Origin of the sequence: Rhizobacter sp. AJA081-3 (assembly GCF_017795745.1) — a bacterium.
GTDB lineage: Bacteria > Pseudomonadota > Gammaproteobacteria > Burkholderiales > Burkholderiaceae_C > Piscinibacter.
This window is the reverse complement of sequence record NZ_CP059067.1, coordinates 207,140-220,892: the sequence shown is the minus strand read 5'-3', so window position 1 is coordinate 220,892 and position 13,753 is coordinate 207,140. Positions and strand designations below refer to the sequence as shown.

At 68.5% G+C, this 13,753-nt stretch carries 13 protein-coding genes; 10 read left to right on the top strand and 3 right to left on the bottom strand.

Annotated elements, in window-relative coordinates:
- Nucleotides 1–3: 3 nt before the first annotated feature.
- Together HZ992_RS01050 and trpE are read right to left on the bottom strand one after the other, a co-directional pair.
- Nucleotides 4–594 carry an aminodeoxychorismate/anthranilate synthase component II gene (locus HZ992_RS01050; protein ID WP_209384839.1) on the bottom strand — a complete coding sequence of 197 codons (591 nt, stop codon included), beginning with the start codon at nt 592–594 and terminating at the stop codon, nt 4–6.
- Between the two features lie 2 nt (nt 595–596).
- Nucleotides 597–2,081: an anthranilate synthase component I gene (trpE, locus tag HZ992_RS01045; RefSeq protein WP_209384838.1), complete on the bottom strand. Its 1,485-nt coding sequence runs from the start codon at nt 2,079–2,081 to the stop codon at nt 597–599.
- Nucleotides 2,082–2,469: 388 nt separating this feature from the next.
- On the opposite strand from trpE, the gene HZ992_RS01040 reads away from it, so the two are divergent.
- From HZ992_RS01040 to HZ992_RS00995, 10 genes are all read left to right on the top strand, one after another.
- Nucleotides 2,470–3,081 (top strand): chalcone isomerase family protein, encoded by a 612-nt coding sequence (locus HZ992_RS01040; protein WP_371816815.1) that lies wholly within the window; start codon nt 2,470–2,472, stop codon nt 3,079–3,081.
- 192 nt (nt 3,082–3,273) lie between these two features.
- Nucleotides 3,274–4,356 (top strand): methyl-accepting chemotaxis protein, encoded by a 1,083-nt coding sequence (locus HZ992_RS01035; RefSeq protein WP_209384836.1) that lies wholly within the window; start codon nt 3,274–3,276, stop codon nt 4,354–4,356.
- Nucleotides 4,357–4,369: 13 nt separating this feature from the next.
- Nucleotides 4,370–4,741: a response regulator gene (locus HZ992_RS01030; protein WP_209384835.1), complete on the top strand. Its 372-nt coding sequence runs from the start codon at nt 4,370–4,372 to the stop codon at nt 4,739–4,741.
- Between the two features lie 8 nt (nt 4,742–4,749).
- Entirely contained in the window at nt 4,750–5,049 is a 300-nt protein-coding gene (locus HZ992_RS01025; protein ID WP_209384834.1) for an STAS domain-containing protein, read from the top strand.
- Nucleotides 5,046–7,229, top strand: coding sequence for a chemotaxis protein CheA (locus tag HZ992_RS01020; RefSeq protein ID WP_209384833.1), 2,184 nt, complete (start codon nt 5,046–5,048; stop codon nt 7,227–7,229). Before HZ992_RS01025 ends, HZ992_RS01020 begins: the two co-directional genes overlap by 4 nt.
- Complete coding sequence (locus HZ992_RS01015; protein WP_209384832.1) at nt 7,226–9,442, top strand: methyl-accepting chemotaxis protein; 2,217 nt, start codon at nt 7,226–7,228, stop codon at nt 9,440–9,442. The genes HZ992_RS01020 and HZ992_RS01015 overlap by 4 nt, the downstream gene beginning before the upstream one ends.
- 9 nt (nt 9,443–9,451) lie before the next feature.
- Nucleotides 9,452–9,943, top strand: a complete 492-nt coding sequence (locus HZ992_RS01010; protein WP_209383250.1) for a chemotaxis protein CheW — start codon at nt 9,452–9,454, stop codon at nt 9,941–9,943.
- 19 nt (nt 9,944–9,962) lie between these two features.
- On the top strand, nt 9,963–10,775 hold the full coding sequence (locus HZ992_RS01005; protein ID WP_209384831.1) for a CheR family methyltransferase: 813 nt from the start codon (nt 9,963–9,965) through the stop codon (nt 10,773–10,775).
- A gap of 2 nt (nt 10,776–10,777) precedes the next feature.
- On the top strand, nt 10,778–11,260 hold the full coding sequence (locus HZ992_RS01000; RefSeq protein ID WP_209384830.1) for a chemotaxis protein CheD: 483 nt from the start codon (nt 10,778–10,780) through the stop codon (nt 11,258–11,260).
- 9 nt (nt 11,261–11,269) lie between these two features.
- Entirely contained in the window at nt 11,270–12,328 is a 1,059-nt protein-coding gene (locus tag HZ992_RS00995) for a protein-glutamate methylesterase/protein-glutamine glutaminase (RefSeq protein WP_209384829.1), read from the top strand.
- Nucleotides 12,329–12,349: 21 nt separating this feature from the next.
- Here the strand turns inward: HZ992_RS00995 and argG are convergent, their stop codons facing one another.
- Nucleotides 12,350–13,678 (bottom strand): argininosuccinate synthase, encoded by a 1,329-nt coding sequence (argG, locus tag HZ992_RS00990; protein WP_209384828.1) that lies wholly within the window; start codon nt 13,676–13,678, stop codon nt 12,350–12,352.
- Nucleotides 13,679–13,753 lie beyond the last annotated feature (75 nt).

Sequence of the window (13,753 nt, the reverse complement as noted above, 5' to 3'; positions counted from 1 at the left end):
CGCTCAGCCCGCGTCGCTCTGGCGCAGGAAGTTGCGCAGCATGGCGTGGCCGTGCTCGGTCAGGATCGACTCGGGGTGGAACTGCACGCCTTCCATCGGCGTTTTCGTGCCCGCCAGGGCGGTATGGCGCACGCCCATGATCTCGCCGTCCTGCGAGGTGGCAGTGATCTCCAGTTCCCTGGGGCGCGTGGCCTGCTCGATCACCAGCGAGTGGTAGCGGATCACCGTGAACTGCCGCGGCAGGCCGGTGTAGACACCGCGTTCGTCGGTGGTGATGACGTCGGTCTTGCCGTGCATCTGCGTCTTCGCCCGCACGATGTTGCCGCCGAGCGCAGCGCCGATCGCCTGGTGCCCAAGGCACACGCCGAGGATGGGCAGCTTGCCGGTGAAGGCACGGATCGCCTCGACACACACGCCGGCCTCGGCCGGTGAGCACGGGCCCGGCGAGAGCACCAACCTGTCCGGCTTCATCGCCGCGATACCCGCGACGTCGATCTCGTCGTTGCGCAGCACGCGCACCTCTTCGCCGAGCTCGCCGAAGTACTGCACCAGGTTGAAGGTGAATGAGTCGTAGTTGTCGATCATCAGCAGCATGATCAGAACCCCTCTTCCACCAGTTCGGCCGCGCGGATCAGCGCGCGGGCCTTGTGCTCGGTCTCCCTCCACTCCATCTCGGGCACGGAGTCGGCCACCACGCCGGCCGCCGCCTGCACGTAGAGCGTCTGGTCCTTGACGATGCCGGTGCGGATGGCGATGGCCACATCCATGTCGCCGGCGAAGCTGAGGTAGCCGCAGGCGCCGCCGTAGATGCCACGCTTGCTCGGCTCGAGCTCGTCGATGATCTCCATCGCGCGGATCTTCGGCGCACCGGTCAGCGTGCCGGCCGGGAAGGTGGCCCTGAGCACGTCGAGGTTGGTCATGCCGTCCTTGAGCAGGCCCTCGACATTGCTGACGATGTGCATCACGTGCGAGTAGCGCTCGACCACGAAGGCCTCGGTGACCTTCACCGTGCCCGTCTTGGCGATGCGGCCGATGTCGTTGCGGGCCAGGTCGATCAGCATCACGTGCTCGGCGCGCTCCTTCGGGTCGGCGAGCAGTTCGGCCTCGAGCGCCTTGTCCTGCTCGGGCGAGGCACCGCGTGGTCGCGTGCCGGCCAGCGGACGGATCGTCACCTTCTCGCCCTCGGGCACATGCTCGTGGCGCACCAGGATCTCGGGGCTGGCGCTGACGATCTGGAAGTCGCCCATGTCGTAGAAGAACATGTAGGGCGACGGGTTCAGCGAGCGCAACGCGCGGTAAAGCGACAGCGGGCTCTCGGTGTAGCGCTTGCGCAGTCGCTGGCCGATCTGCACCTGCATCATGTCGCCGGCCGCGATGTACTCCTTGCCCTTGAGCACCGCGGCCACGTAGTCGTCCTTGGCGAACTCGCGCTCCACGCCATGCGCGGCGACGCGCTTGACCTGCGGCGCGGTGACGCTGTACTTGAGCTTGTCGCCCAGCTCCGCCAGGCGCCGCTTGGCCTTGAAGTAGGCCTCAGGCTCTGTCGGGTCGGCATAGACGATCAGGTACAGGCGCCCCGACAGGTTGTCGATGACCGCCAGTTCCTCGCACTGCAGCAGCAGGATGTCGGGCGTGTCGATGCCGCCGTCCTTCCAGGTCTTCGCCAGCTTGGGCTCGATGTAGCGCACCGCGTCGTAGCCGAAGTAGCCGGCCAGGCCGCCGCAAAAACGTGGCAGGCCGGGCCGCAACGCCGCCTTGAAGCGCTTCTGGTAGGCATCGATGAAGTCCAGCGGGTTGCCTTCGTACGTCTCGACGACGACGCCGTCGGTGACGACCTCGGTCTTGAAGCCGGTGGCCCGCAGCAGGGTGCGCGCCGGCAGCCCGATGAAGGAATAGCGCCCGAAACGCTCGCCGCCGACGACGGATTCGAGCAAGAAGCTGTGCTTGCCGCCGCCGTTGCCGTAGGCGAGCTTGAGGTACAGCGACAGCGGCGTCTCCAGATCGGCGAAGGCCTCGGTGAGCAGCGGGATGCGGTTGTAGCCCTGGGCGGCCAGGCTCTTGAATTCGAGTTCGGTGATCACGGGTCAGGGCCCTCCACGGCCCGGCGCACGGCGATGCGTGCGCGTGACGGTTCGATTCGGTGTATCGGGCCGAAAGCGGTTCCGGCGGGTGGAGCCGAAGGGCGCGGATCCATGTCGGTCCGGGCGCGCAACGGCAGGCAAACGGGGCCGGGTCAGCGCCCGGCGCGAAGGCAGGAGCGGCGCCAGGGCCAGGCTCCCCGGTCGTGCGACCTTTCGGTTTGCTTGCGCGTCGAAAACATGCGGCCGCAGTGTAGCAGCGGCGCCAATCGGGCTGGAGCGCCCTCTCCACTCGTGCAATCCGTCATGGACACGGCGGGCCCGGCTTTGTCACACTGCGCTGCCTTGCGGGCTCATCGGCCTGCTCAACTCGACATCGGAGAGCGTCGTGATCCGTCGCACCATCCTTCTGGGCGCCACCCTGGTGGCACTTCTTTCCACGCCGCTTGCGCAGGCACAGACCACCGAGGTCGGCGGCGTGAAGTACGAGCAGTCCGCCCAGATGGGCAACGCGAAGCTGCTGCTCAACGGCGCCGGCGTGCGCTACAAGGCCATCTTCAAGGTCTACACCGCCGGCCTGTACCTGGGCAGCAAGGCTGCCACGCCGGAAGCGGTGCTGGCCGCACCCGGTCCAAAGCGCATGCACATCGTGATGCTGCGCGACATCGACGCCAACGAACTGGGCAAGCTGTTCACCCGCGGCATGCAGGACAACGCGCCCCGCGAGGAGTTTTCCAAGTCCATCGCCGGCACCCTGCGCCTGGCCGACCTGTTCTCCGCCAAGAAGAAGCTCACCGCCGGCGAGTACTTCTTCGTCGACTACGTACCCGGCCAGGGCACCACGGTGCTGATCAACGGCAAGGCCTCTACCGAGCCGATCAAGGAACCCGAGTTCTTCTCGGCGCTGCTGAAGATCTGGCTCGGCCACTCGCCGGCCGACGCGCAGTTGAAAGAAGCGCTGCTGGGCAAAGGCGCGCCCGTTCGCGATCCCTTCGCGAACTGACGGACCGGTCACGGCGACGCGCAAGCCGTCATAAGTGACTATCTTGATACTTGATTGCCGCAGAGGCGCCATTTTTCTCAGTTTGCGTGGCATTTGAGGCTCTTTCAGCCCTATTGCCCGATCTTGGAATGCCGACATTGAGGTGAGGGATCGCGCTGCGCTGCGCCGCGATGCCCGCAACCACCTCACGACATGTCCACCTCTTCGAACAGTGCGGCCGGCAGCGTCGCCCACGACGGGCCCGCGCACGGGGCGCCGGCACGCCAGCCATGGCTCGCACGCGCCCTGGCTTTCCTCACCGGTGCGGCGTCGACGCCGGCCCGCGACGCCAGCCCCGCCAGCGCCGAGTTCGGCCACCGCCTGGCCGAAGCGGCACAGACCTGGACCACACACATCGGCACCGCCCAGGCGCAGATGCGTGAAGCCACCGCCCATCTGCTGGAAGGCTTCTCGGCGATCCTGTCCGAGCTCGACCTGATCATCTCGCCGCCTTCCGCATCGGCGACCAGCCACGCCGAGCTCGACGAGCGCGCCGCGGTGCTCGCGCAGTGCGAGCAGCGCCTGCTCGGCCTGCTGCAATCGCTGGAGCAGTCGGTTCGCTCGCGAGAGCAGGTGCTCGGCTCGGTGCGCGAACTCTCCGGTGCCTCTGCCAGCCTCGGTGACATGGCCGAAGACGTCGGCAAGCTCGCACGCCAGACCAACCTGCTGTCGATCAACGCCGCCATCGAGGCGGCTCGTGCCGGGGACAGCGGCCGCGGATTCGCCGTCGTTGCCGCCGAGGTGCGCCGCCTGTCGGCCGAGTCGGGCGACACAGGCCGGCGCATCGGCGAACAGGTCAACGGCTTCGGCGAGCGCATGCGCGGTGCTCTGAAGCAGGCCGACGAGCATGCGCAGCACGACAACGCCGGCATCCGGCGCTCCGAGGACACCATTCGCGCGGTGATCGCCGACGTCGACGGTGCGGTGACACAGCTCAACGAGCGCGCCGCGCAGCTTCGCGCCCGCGGCGAGTCTGTGCGCGGCCAGGTCGAGCAGTTGATGGTGGCCTTCCAGTTCCAGGACCGCGTCAGCCAGATCCTCGACCAGGTCAGCGCTTCGATCCACACCGCGACACAGCGCCTGCAGACCACCATGGCCAACGGGCAAGCGCCCGATCCGGGCGAGTGGCAGGCGCTGCTGAGCGCCGGCTACACGACCGCCGAACAACGCGCGATCTCCGCCCCCGAGTCGCCGGATGCAGCGACTGCACCGTCGACCGGAACCACCTTCTTCTGAACCAGGCGCTGTCATGGCCAAGACCATCCTGATCGTCGACGACTCCAGTTCGCTGCGCACCGTGGTGAAGCTGTCGCTGGCACGCGCCGGCTACGAGGTGCTGGAAGCCGGCGACGGCAAGGAAGGGCTTGCGCAGCTCGACAAGCTCGCCAAAGTCCACCTGATCGTCAGCGACGTGAACATGCCGAACATGGACGGCATCACCTTCCTGACGCACGTGAAGCAGCACCCGCGCCACAAATTCACGCCGGTGATCATGCTGACCACCGAAGGGCAGGACGCGAAGAAGGAACAGGGACGCGCCGCCGGCGCCAAGGCCTGGATCCTCAAGCCCTTCAATCCACCGCAGTTGCTGGACGCGGTCTCCAAGCTGATCCTGCCCTAGGAGCGCGCATGCCTTCCGCACTGGCCCTGCCGGCCGAACTGACCATCTACACCGTGGGCGAGACGCGCCCGCAGTGGCTTGCCTGGCTCACGGCCGACGACGCCGAAACGTTGCGGGCCGACGCCAGCGGCGTGACCGAGGTCGATGCCGCCGGGGTGCAGCTCCTCGTGGCGCTGGCCCGTGCCCTGCAGGCGCAACAGCGCAGCCTGCTGATCGAGCGGCCGAGCCCGGCCCTGCGCGGCGCCTGCGAACGCCTCGGCCTGACGGGCCTGCTCGAAGCCGAGCGGACCGCGGGAGCCGGCGCATGAACCAGAGCGAACAAGACAACAGCTTCATCGCCGAAGCACTGCCCGCCTTCATCAGCGAAGCGCAGGAGCAGATCGCTTCCATCGAACAGTTGCTGCTGCAACTGGAAGACGCGCCGGACGACCGCGAACTGCTCGACGCTCTGTTCCGCTGCGCCCACACCGTGAAGGGCTCGGCGGGCATCTTCGGCCTCGATGCGGTGGTGGCCTTCACGCACCATGTCGAGACGCTGCTCGACCGGCTTCGCGAAGGCGAGATCGCCTTGACGCCCGAGCTGTCGACCCTGCTGCTGCAGAGCAACGACCAGATCCGGCTGCTCGTGGCCCAGGCCAGCGGCGACAGCGACGACGCGCAGGGCGCCGCGGCCCGCGCCGCGCTGGTCACGCGCCTGGGCGCACTGGCCCCGTCACGCAGCACGGCCGCAGCGGGTCAAGCTTCCGCGTCACCGGCGGCCGGTTCCCGCCGCTGGCACATCTCGGTGCGCTTCGGTGCGGACACCTTCCGCAACGGCATGGATCCGCTGGCGATCCTGAGCTATGTCGGGCAGCTCGGCAGCATCCTGGCGGTCGGCTGCGACAGCGCCGCCGTGCCGGCACTGGACGCGCTGGATCCCGAGCAATGCCACCTCGGCTTTGTCTTCGAGCTGCAGACCGACAAGCCGCGCGAGGCCATCGAGGACGCGTTCAGCTTCGTGCGCGACGATGCCACGCTTCACGTGATCGGCCCCGACGCCACGCCGCAGCGCCTGGTCCAGCTGATCGACGAGCTGCCGGACAGCCCGCGTCTGGGCGAGATCCTCCTGTCCATCGGCGCGGTGAACTACGAACAACTGGAGCGCGCCCTGCACAAGCAGCGCGAGGACGTGAGCGCCGAAGGCGCGCCGCGCCTGGGCGAGTTGCTACAGGCCGACGGCGTGCATCCGCAGATCGTCGAGGCGGCGCTCGGCAAGCAGCAGAAGAGCCGCGAGTCGGCCCCGGGTGCGCAGGACGGCAACCGCTACATCCGCGTGCAGGCCGACCGGCTCGACGACGTGATCAACCTGCTGGGCGAGCTGGTGATCGCGGGCGCCGGCGCCGCGCTGCTGGCACGGCAGACGCGCAACGGCGCGCTGATGGAGGCCAACTCCGAGATCGGCCGCCTCATCGAGGAGATCCGCAACGGCACGCTGCAGTTGCGCATGGTGCCGATCGGCGAGACCTTCGCCCGCTTTCGCCGCGTGGTGCGCGACACCGCGTCGGAGCTCGGCAAGGACGTCGCACTGGAGATCGTCGGCGGCGAGACCGAACTCGACAAGGCCGTCGTCGAACGCATCGCCGACCCGCTGATGCACTTGGTGCGCAATGGCCTGGACCACGGCCTGGAGACACCCGAGCAGCGCCTTGCCACCGGCAAGCCGGCCCAGGGCAAGCTGACCCTGTCGGCCTGCCACGAATCCGGCAGCGTGCTGATCCGCATCATCGACGACGGCCGGGGCATCCAGCGCGACAAGGTGCTGCAGCGCGCCTGGGAACGCGGCCTGGTCGAGCGCGGCGTGACGCCGCCCGACACCGAGATCTTCAACCTCATCTTCGAGGCCGGTTTCTCCACCGCCGAGAAGGTCACCAACCTGTCGGGCCGCGGCGTCGGCATGGACGTCGTGCGCCGCAACATCGAAGCGCTGCGCGGCACCGTGACGATCCACAGCGTCGAGGGCCAGGGCAGCACGATCGAGATCCGCCTGCCGCTGACGCTGGCGATCATCGACGGCTTCCTGGTCGGCGTGGGCGCGAGCAAGTTCATCTTCCCGCTGGAATCGGTCGTCGAGGTCATCGAGGACCGGCCCACCGCCACCGCGCTGGACGCGCGCGGCCGCAGCGTGGTCGAGCTGCGTGGCCGTGTTCTGCCGGTGCTCAGCCTGCGCACGCTGTACGCGCTGGACACGCCACCGCCCGAGCGCTGCAGCGTGGTCGTCATCCACTCCGGCACGCAGCGCTACGGTGTCATGGTCGATGTGCTGCTTGGCCAGCACCAGACCGTCATCAAGCCCCTGGGCCGCATGTTCCGCAGCCTGCGCGGCATGTCCGGCTCGTCGATCCTCGGCAATGGCGAGGTCGCGCTCATCTTCGACGTCGCCTCCCTGAGCCAACTGGCCGCCGAACCCGCCGCCCGCGGGCAGCAACAACCCACTGAAAGACTGTCATGAACCAGCCCAGCCCTTCCTTCCTGGCCCGCCTGTTCGCGGGCATGGAGCTCCAGCAATCGGCCCAGGCGCTGGCCAGTCTCGAGAGCGAACGTGCGCGCATCGAGGCCGAGCGCGCGACGCTCGAGCGCGAACGCACCGACGTATCCGCCACGCTCGGGCAGGTCCGGGCTCGCCTGGACGAGGTCGAGGCCGAGCTGAAGGTGCGCACCGACATCATGAACGAGACGAGCATCGTCTCGGAAGCCGACAAGAAGGGCGACATCCTCAGCATCAACGAGAAGTTCATCGAGGTGTCGAAGTATTCCCGGGCCGAGCTGATCGGGCAGCCGCACAACACCACGCGGCACCCCGACATGCCCAAGGATGTCTTCAAGCAGATGTGGGCCACCATCGGCCGCGGCCAGATGTTCCGCGGGATCATCAAGAACCGCGCGAAGGACGGCACACCGTACTACGTCGATGCGGTGATCGCGCCGATCCTGGGCGAAAACGGCAAGCCGATGAAGTACCTCGGCGTGCGCTACGACATCACCGCCTCGGAGATCGAGCGCCAAAACGCGCGCGGCATCGTCGAAGCGATCAACAACTCGTCCGCCTTCGTCGAGTTCAAGCCCGACGGCACCGTGACCAGCGCCAATGGCAACTTCCTCGGGGTGATGGGAGCCTCCGCCGACGAGGTCGTCGGCCGCCACCACCGCATGTTCGTCGACCCGGTCGACGCGGCGACGCCGGCGTACACGGAGTTCTGGCGTCAGCTCAATGACGGCAAGTCGCAGAACGGCACCTTCCGCCGCGTCGCCAAGGGCGGCCGCGAAGTCTGGATCCAGGGGGTCTATGCGCCGGTGAAGGACGAGATGGGCCGGGTGATGAAGATCGTCAAGATCGCCACCGAGGTCACCGCCGAGGTGGTGGCCGCGCGCATGCTGCGCGAGGCCGTCGAACAGGCACAGAAGGTCACGGCGGCCGCGATGGCCGGCGACCTGGCGCAGCGCATCCCGATGGAGGGCAAGTCCGGCCCGATCGCCGAGCTGTGCTCCGGCGTCAATGCGCTGCTGGAAACCAGCTCGGTCATCTTCGCGGACGTCGGCAGGGTCTTCGGCGCGCTCGCCGAGGGCGACCTGAGCCAGCGCATCACGCGCGACTACGCCGGCACCTTCGGCCAGGTGCGCAGCGACGCCAACACGACCAGCGAGGCGCTCGCCGGGATCATCGAGGACGTGGGCCGCGTGTTCTCCGCACTGGCCAATGGCGACCTCACGCAGCGCATCACCCGCGAGGCCCGCGGCACCTTCGACCAGGTCAAGCAGGACGCCAACTCGAGTAGCGAGAAGCTCGCCGCCATCATCGACGAAGTGCGGGCCGCGGCCACGGCGCTCACCGGCGCCGCCAGCCAGGTCAGCGCCACGGCGCAGTCGCTGTCGCAAGCCGCGAGCGAGCAGGCCTCGTCGGTGGAGGAGACCACCGCCTCGATCGACATGATGTCGGCTTCGATCACGCAGAACAGCGACAACGCCAAGGTCACCGACGGCATGGCCACCAAGGCCAGCAAGGAAGCCGGCGAAGGCGGCCAGGCGGTCAGCCAGACCGTGACTGCGATGAAGCAGATCGCCGCGAAGATCAGCATCGTCGACGACATCGCCTACCAGACCAACCTGCTGGCGCTGAACGCCGCCATCGAGGCGGCGCGTGCCGGCGAGCACGGCAAGGGCTTCGCAGTCGTCGCCGCTGAAGTGCGCAAGCTCGCCGAGCGCAGCCAGGAGGCGGCCAAGGAGATCGGCGACCTGGCGGCCAACAGCGTGTCCACCGCCGAGCGTGCGGGCAAGCTGCTCGACGAGATCGTGCCGTCGATCCAGAAGACCAGCGAGCTGGTGCAGGAGATCGCGGCGGCCTCGCAGGAACAGAGCCAGTCGGTCACGCAGATCGGCGGAGCGATGGGGCAGCTGAGCAAGGCGACGCAGCAGAACGCGTCGGCCTCGGAGGAACTGGCCGCGACGTCGGAAGAGCTGTCCGGCCAGGCCGAGCAGTTGCAGCAGTCGGTGTCGTTCTTCGCTGCCGGCGGCGGAGCCTCGCGCCCGGCACGCGGGGAGAGCACGGGAAGCTCCGAGCGCCGTGCGCCGAACTCGCCGATGCGCGGCGCGGCCGCCCGTCCGGCAGCCGGCGCGCCGTCGCGGCCGGCAGCCACCGGCACGCACGGCAACTTCCGCCCGTACTGAGAGCCTGCCATGCAGCAGGACCACAACGCCCAGTACCTGACCTTCCACCTCGCGGCCGAGGTGTTCGCCATCGACATCCGCAGCGTGCGCGAGATCATCCAGTACGGGGCCATGACCACCGTGCCGCTGATGCCTTCGTTCGTGCGCGGCGTCATCAACCTGCGCGGCTCGGTCGTGCCGGTGATCGACCTGCACGCCCGCTTCGGCCGCCCGGCCGCCCAGGTCGGCAAGAAGACCTGCGTGGTCATCTTCGACGCGATGCGCGAGGGTGAACGCGTCGAGCTCGGCCTGATGGTCGACGCGGTCAGCGAGGTCGTCGACATCGCCGCCGACGCCATCGAGCCGCCGCCGAACTTCGGCACCTCGGTGCGCCGCGACTTCATCCGCGCCATGGGCAAGCGAGGCGATCGCTTCGTCATCATCCTCGAGCCCGACCGCGCCTTCGACGTCGACGAGATGGCGAACCTCTGCGAGGCCTCGCAGGAGGCGCTGGCGGCATGAGGGGCACGACGCGCAAGCCATGACCGCCCTTCACGACAAGACGTTCCGCGCCATCGCGGAGCTGATGCATTCATCCATCGGCCTGTCGTTCGCCGCCCACAAGAAGCCACTCGTCGCGTCGCGGCTCGCACCGCGCCTACAGCGGCTGGGCATCGACGGCTACGAGGACTACCTCGCGCTGATCGCGGGCGACGACGACCAGGGCGAATTCCAGGTCGCGGTGGACCTGCTGACCACCAACGAGACCTACTTCTTCCGCGAGCCGGCGCACTACGAGCTGCTCGAGCAGGAACTGGCGCGCAGGCGACCCGCTTCGCTGCGCGTGTGGAGTGCCGCCAGTTCCTTCGGCGACGAGGCCTACAGCACGGCCATGCTGCTGGCAGACCTGCAGACGCAAGGGCGCATCGGCGACGACTGGTCGATCCTGGGCACCGACATCAGCGACCGCGTGCTGCGCAGCGCGAGCCAGGCGATCTATCCGCAGGAGCGGCTGCGCAACGTCTCGCCCGAGCGGCTGAAACGCTACTGCTGGCGTGGCGAAGGCGAGGCCGACGGTCTGAGCCAGATGCAGCCCAAGCTGCGCGAGCGTGTTCGCTTCGGCCAGCTCAACCTGTGCGTGCCTATCGAGAACATCGGGCCGTTCGACGTGGTGTTCCTGCGCAACGTGCTGATCTACTTCGACCCGCCCACGAAGGCTGAGGTGGTCGACCGCGTGCTGACGCAGCTTCGCCCCGACGGCATCCTGTTCCTTGGCACCGCCGAGGGCCGGGTGCCGTGCCGCACCCCGCTGAAGGTGCTGGCGCCGGGCGCATTCCGCAAGGTCGCGGGATGACGGTGGCCGAGCACCCACACGCGCCGGGCGGCCTGCTGCACGTGCTGCACCCCGGCGGCGTGGCCTGCGGCGAGCGCGGTGATCGTTTCGAGACACTGCTCGGATCGTGCGTGGCCATCGTGCTGACCGACCCGCGCCGCACCGTCGGCGCGATGTGCCACATCGTCCATGCCATGCCGGCACCGGCCGGGCGCCACGACGACGCCGCCTACGCCGACGTGGCGCTGCGCCAGATGAACGAGCTGCTGCGCGAGCGCGGGCTGCAGCCCGGGCAGTGCGAAGCCTACTTCTACGGCGGCGGCAACATGTTCCCGCAGGTCTACCCGCAGCAGGCGATCGGTGCGCGCAATACGGACTGGGTGCGCGACGCCCTGTCCGAGTGCGGCGTGCGCGTTCTGCAGCACGACCTCGGCGGCAATACCTACCGGCGGCTGCGCTGGACCGTGGGCCCCGACGCCCCGCACGTGGCGGCCATGCCGATCTGAGGAGCAGGAATGACAATCAATGTGTACGTGGTCGACGACTCGGCGGTGGTGCGGCAGACGCTGCAGCACCTGCTGCAGGGCGACCCCGAGATCCGCATGGCGGGCAGCGCACCGAACCCGCTGCTGGCCGGCCCGGCCATCAAGAAGAACCGCCCCGACGTGCTGCTGCTGGACATCGAGATGCCGGGCATGGACGGACTGACCTTCCTGCGCCAGGTGATGGAGACCGACCCGATCCCCACGGTCATCTGCTCGACGCTGACCACCGACGGCAGCAAGGCCGCGCTGGAGGCCCTGGCCGCCGGCGCCGTGGCCGTGGTGGCCAAGCCGCGCCTGGGGCTCAAGCAGTTCCTCGAGGAGTCGCGCCGCGAGCTGGTGACGGCCCTGAAGACCGCGGCACGCTCCCGGCCGCGCGCCCGTTCGGGTGCCGCCTCGGCAGCACCCATTCAGAAGGCGGCGGCTCGACCGGTCATCGCAGGCCTGCATGCGCTGTCGATGAACAAGCCCATCGTGATCGGCAGCTCCACCGGCGGCACGCAAGCGATCGAGAGCGTGCTGACGCAGCTGCCCGGCGACAGCCCGGGCATCGCCATCGTGCAGCACATGCCGGAGAAATTCACTGCCATGTACGCGCAGCGCCTGGACGGCCTGTGCGCGATGAACGTCCGGGAAGCCAAGGACGGCGATCGCCTGGAACGCGGCGTGGTGCTGATCGCCCCGGGCGGGCGCCACATGCAGCTGCGCAAGGCCGGCGGCCAGTACTTCGCCGTGGTGGCCGATGGCCCGCCGGTGAACCGCCACAAGCCGTCGGTGGACGTGCTGTTCCGCTCGGCCGCCGAATGCGCCGGGCGCGACGTGCTGGCCATCATCCTGACTGGCATGGGCGACGACGGGGCGCGCGGCATGAAGGCGCTGCACGAGCGCGGCGCCCGCACCATCGCGCAGGACGAGGAGAGCTGCATCGTCTTCGGCATGCCCAAGGAAGCCATCGCGATGGGCGGCGTCGATGACATCCTGCCGCTGCAGCGCGTGGCCGGCGCGATCTCTGCCTTCGACGCGCGGGGCTGAGCGCCCCGCCGAGCCGCGTCGCTATTCGCCCTTGAGCAGCGGCAGCAGCGCCGTGCCGCCCGAGGGCAGCAGGCCGACCTGCGAGTAGGTGGCGAGCTTCTCGCGCGTGTCGACGATGTCGAGGTTGCGCATGGTGAGCTGGCCGATGCGGTCCTGCGGCGAGAACATCGACTCGCCCTTTTCCATCGTCAGCCGCTCGGGCTTGTAGGTCAGGTTGGCCGACTCGGTGTTGAGCAGCGAGTAGTCGTTGCCTCGGCGCAGTTCCACCGTCACCTCGCCGGTGATGGCGCGCGCCACCCAGCGTTGCGCGGTCTCGCGCAGCATCAGCGCCTGCGGGTCGAACCAGCGGCCCTGGTAGAGCAGGCGGCCCAGGCGGCGGCCGTTGTCGCGGTACTGCTCGATGGTGTCTTCGTTGTGGATGCCGGTGATCAGCCTCTCGTAGGCGATGTGCAGCAGCGCCAGGCCTGGAGCCTCGTAGATGCCGCGGCTCTTGGCCTCGATGATGCGATTCTCGATCTGGTCGCTCATGCCCAGGCCGTGGCGGCCACCGATGCGGTTGGCCTCCATCAGCAGCTCGACGGCGCTGGCGAAGGTCTTGCCGTTCAGAGCGACGGGCTGGCCTTCCTCGAAGCGCACCGAGACTTCCTCGCGCTTGACTTCCACGTCGTCGCGCCAGAAGGCCACGCCCATGATGGGCTGCACGATCTTCACGCCGCTGTTCAGGTGCTCGAGATCCTTCGCCTCGTGGGTGGCACCGAGCATGTTGGAGTCGGTCGAATACGCCTTCTCGGCCGACATCTTGTAGCCGAAGCCGGCCTTCGTCATGAAGGCCGACATCTCGGCGCGGCCGCCGAGCTCGTCGATGAAAGCCTGGTCGAGCCAGGGCTTGTAGATCTTCAGCGACGGATTGGCGAGCAACCCGTAGCGGTAGAAGCGCTCGATGTCGTTGCCCTTGAAGGTGCTGCCGTCGCCCCAGATGTTGACGTCGTCCTCCTTCATCGCGGTGACCAGCATCGTGCCGGTGACGGCGCGCCCGATCGGCGTGGTGTTGAAGTAGGTGACGCCGGCAGTGGAGATGTGGAAGGCGCCGCACTGCAGCGCGGCGATGCCCTCGGCCACCAGCTGCGCGCGGCAGTCGATCAGGCGCGCGCGCTCGGCGCCGTATTGCATCGCGCGGCGCGGGATCTCGTCGTAGTCGGGCTCGTCGGGCTGCCCCAGGTTGGCGGTGTAGGCGTAGGGGATCGCACCCTTGAGCTTCATCCAGTGCAGCGCGGCGCTGGTGTCCAGGCCGCCGGAGAACGCGATGCCGACTTTCTGGCCGGCGGGAAGGTGTTGGAGGATGGTTGCCATGGTCTGAGGAGGTGCGGGCCGTCCGGCGGGGCCGGGCGTGCCAAGGCGCGTATTTTCGGGCCAATTGATGGGGCC

What these genes read in the sequence shown, in the direction of transcription:
- HZ992_RS01050 (WP_209384839.1), bottom strand. Translation starts at nt 594, where the DNA reads ATGCTGCTGATGATCGACAACTACGACTCATTCACCTTCAACCTGGTG.
- HZ992_RS01035 (WP_209384836.1), top strand. Translation starts at nt 3,274, where the DNA reads ATGTCCACCTCTTCGAACAGTGCGGCCGGCAGCGTCGCCCACGACGGG.
- HZ992_RS01030 (WP_209384835.1), top strand. Translation starts at nt 4,370, where the DNA reads ATGGCCAAGACCATCCTGATCGTCGACGACTCCAGTTCGCTGCGCACC.
- HZ992_RS01025 (WP_209384834.1), top strand. Translation starts at nt 4,750, where the DNA reads ATGCCTTCCGCACTGGCCCTGCCGGCCGAACTGACCATCTACACCGTG.
- HZ992_RS01020 (WP_209384833.1), top strand. Translation starts at nt 5,046, where the DNA reads ATGAACCAGAGCGAACAAGACAACAGCTTCATCGCCGAAGCACTGCCC.
- HZ992_RS01015 (WP_209384832.1), top strand. Translation starts at nt 7,226, where the DNA reads ATGAACCAGCCCAGCCCTTCCTTCCTGGCCCGCCTGTTCGCGGGCATG.
- HZ992_RS01010 (WP_209383250.1), top strand. Translation starts at nt 9,452, where the DNA reads ATGCAGCAGGACCACAACGCCCAGTACCTGACCTTCCACCTCGCGGCC.
- HZ992_RS01005 (WP_209384831.1), top strand. Translation starts at nt 9,963, where the DNA reads ATGACCGCCCTTCACGACAAGACGTTCCGCGCCATCGCGGAGCTGATG.
- HZ992_RS00995 (WP_209384829.1), top strand. Translation starts at nt 11,270, where the DNA reads ATGACAATCAATGTGTACGTGGTCGACGACTCGGCGGTGGTGCGGCAG.
- argG (WP_209384828.1), bottom strand. Translation starts at nt 13,678, where the DNA reads ATGGCAACCATCCTCCAACACCTTCCCGCCGGCCAGAAAGTCGGCATC.